The sequence below is a fragment of the Pedobacter ginsenosidimutans genome, assembly GCF_001442625.1.
Classification (GTDB): Bacteria; Bacteroidota; Bacteroidia; order Sphingobacteriales; family Sphingobacteriaceae; genus Pedobacter; species Pedobacter ginsenosidimutans.
Window position 1 is genome coordinate 1 of sequence record NZ_LMZQ01000083.1, and the last position, 2,095, is coordinate 2,095.

Genomic DNA, 2,095 nt, shown 5'->3' on the forward strand with positions numbered 1-2,095 from the left:
AAGTGGTTCATCTTCGTTTACGAACTGAAGATATGGCCAAACCTGTGCTGAGCTATCGCGCAACCACATCGCATCAATATCACCGGTAATAACATAAGTATCTGGTCTACCCTCTTTTTCTGAATGATAAACCGTAGTATCTAAAGTATTTGGAAAACAATTTTCGAATAGCCAGGCCAATTCGGAGTTTTTAACGTTTGCCTGGAAAGTTTTAATTGCAGCATCTACCGCTTTACTTTGAAAGTGTCGTTTTGCTGCAGCTACACGTACCACAGGGAATTCTGGTGCGAGATTAGCCGCAAAAGAAAATTTCGATGCCACAACTCCTGCCCCTAACAAGCCTGTGTTTTGTATAAATGTTCTTCTTTTCATTATGATGTGTTATGATATTTTAGTTTAATTTCTACTAAACGAAACCTATCCATTATCAATCAAGGTAAATAGTAGTGGTAAGATTTTATTCGGTTAGCGCTTAACAAATATTATTATAATTTTTCGAACATCAAAATCATTATCGTCAATTAAACTATTCCTAAATCGATTTTCTTATGCATCATACTGAAATAGATTCAGATAACATTTTTGACGGACCTAAAGGTAATAAAGTAAGTCAGTAAAAATAATTCTGAATGAGTATATTTAAATAACCAAACCTACTCTTATGAATGCTGATAACATTACCCTATCTAAACGTATTTTATCTATTGATATACTTCGCGGATTAGTAATGATCATTATGGCGCTGGATCATACGAGAGATTTCTTTCATATTGGCGCGATGACCGGCGATCCGCTAAATCCGGACACCACTACAGGGATGTTATTTTTTACCCGTTGGATTACGCATTTCTGTGCACCAACCTTTGTTTTCCTATCAGGATTATCTGCTTATTTATCGGCACAGAACAAAACAGCAGCTCAGGCGAGTTCATTTTTGTTAAAACGGGGTTTATGGTTAATACTGATCGAAATTGTTGTGATCACATTCGGCTTAACCTTTAATCCAACCTATAATTTTATTATTCTTCAGGTAATCTGGGCCATTGGCACCAGTATGATATTCCTCGGATTGGCCAGTCGCATTTCTTATAAAACTGTGCTCATAACCGGCCTGATATTGGTTTTCGGACATAATCTTTTCAATTTATTTCCTGCTCCGGCAGATTCAAATGGTGGCTTGATCTTAAAAATATTTTTCACGGCATCAGGAACCGTAGTGCCGCTTTCTGCCAATCATTTTGTTGGTGTATTTTACGCCATCCTCCCATGGACGGGTGTGATGTTTGTGGGTTATGGAATTGGCGCCTGGTATAAAAAAGGTTACGCTGCCGAGCGTCGACAGCGTAATTTATTAATTATAGGCTTGCTCACTATATTTGTTTTTATCTCTCTGAGGTTGATCAATATATATGGCGATCCCCTTCCACGAAAAGAATATCACGATTTCTTTAAGAACGTGCTTGCTTTTTTTAACGTAAACAAATATCCGCCATCTTTGCAGTATATCGCGATGACTTTAGGTCCGGCCATGCTATTTTTGGCCTTTACTGAAAACCTGAGCAACCGGTTTACCAGGATAACTTCTGTATATGGCGCTGTACCTTTTTTCTATTATGTACTGCACTTTTATCTGCTGCACACCCTTTTGATTGTGGTGTTTTTCGCCACAGGGCATAGCACTAAAGAAATTGTACAGGTTCCATTTTTATTCAGACCAGCCACCTTTGGCTTTAGTTTACCGATAGTGTATTTAATATGGCTTTGCGCTGTAGCGGCTTTGTATCTTCCTTGCAGGTGGTTTAAACGATATAAGGAAACACATCAGCAATGGTGGTTAAGGTATATTTAAAACAAAGAGGGTGTTCTAAAGGCGATTTCACCTAACATGCCGTCATGTTGTCCAAAGGACTCCTACGGAGAGCCTCCCGATGAAAATCGGGACAAGTCGTCGAAACACCTTAAAGCGTATTTAAATAACCCCTTCGACTAGTTACTATTGACGTTATTTTGTAATCATTTAAATATGAACTGTTTATATGGAGTTTGTATTTCCATCCAGCTAGGCCATAGCACGGTATCCCCGTTCTACTTAAAT

At 38.3% G+C, this 2,095-nt stretch carries 2 protein-coding genes; one reads left to right on the plus strand and one right to left on the minus strand.

Features of this window, described 5'->3' with window-relative positions:
* Nucleotides 1–372, minus strand: a 372-nt coding sequence (locus ASU31_RS27020; RefSeq protein WP_157258373.1) for a glycoside hydrolase family 125 protein, incomplete at its 3' end; no start/stop codon positions are given.
* 289 nt (nucleotides 373–661) lie between these two features.
* Here ASU31_RS27020 and ASU31_RS27025 point away from each other — a divergent pair.
* Nucleotides 662–1,849: an acetyltransferase domain-containing protein gene (locus ASU31_RS27025; protein ID WP_057935338.1), complete on the plus strand. Its 1,188-nt coding sequence runs from the start codon at nucleotides 662–664 to the stop codon at nucleotides 1,847–1,849.
* Nucleotides 1,850–2,095 lie beyond the last annotated feature (246 nt).

Excerpts from the sequence above, each read along its gene's own strand:
- ASU31_RS27025 (WP_057935338.1), top strand. The coding sequence starts at position 662 with ATGAATGCTGATAACATTACCCTATCTAAACGTATTTTATCTATTGAT.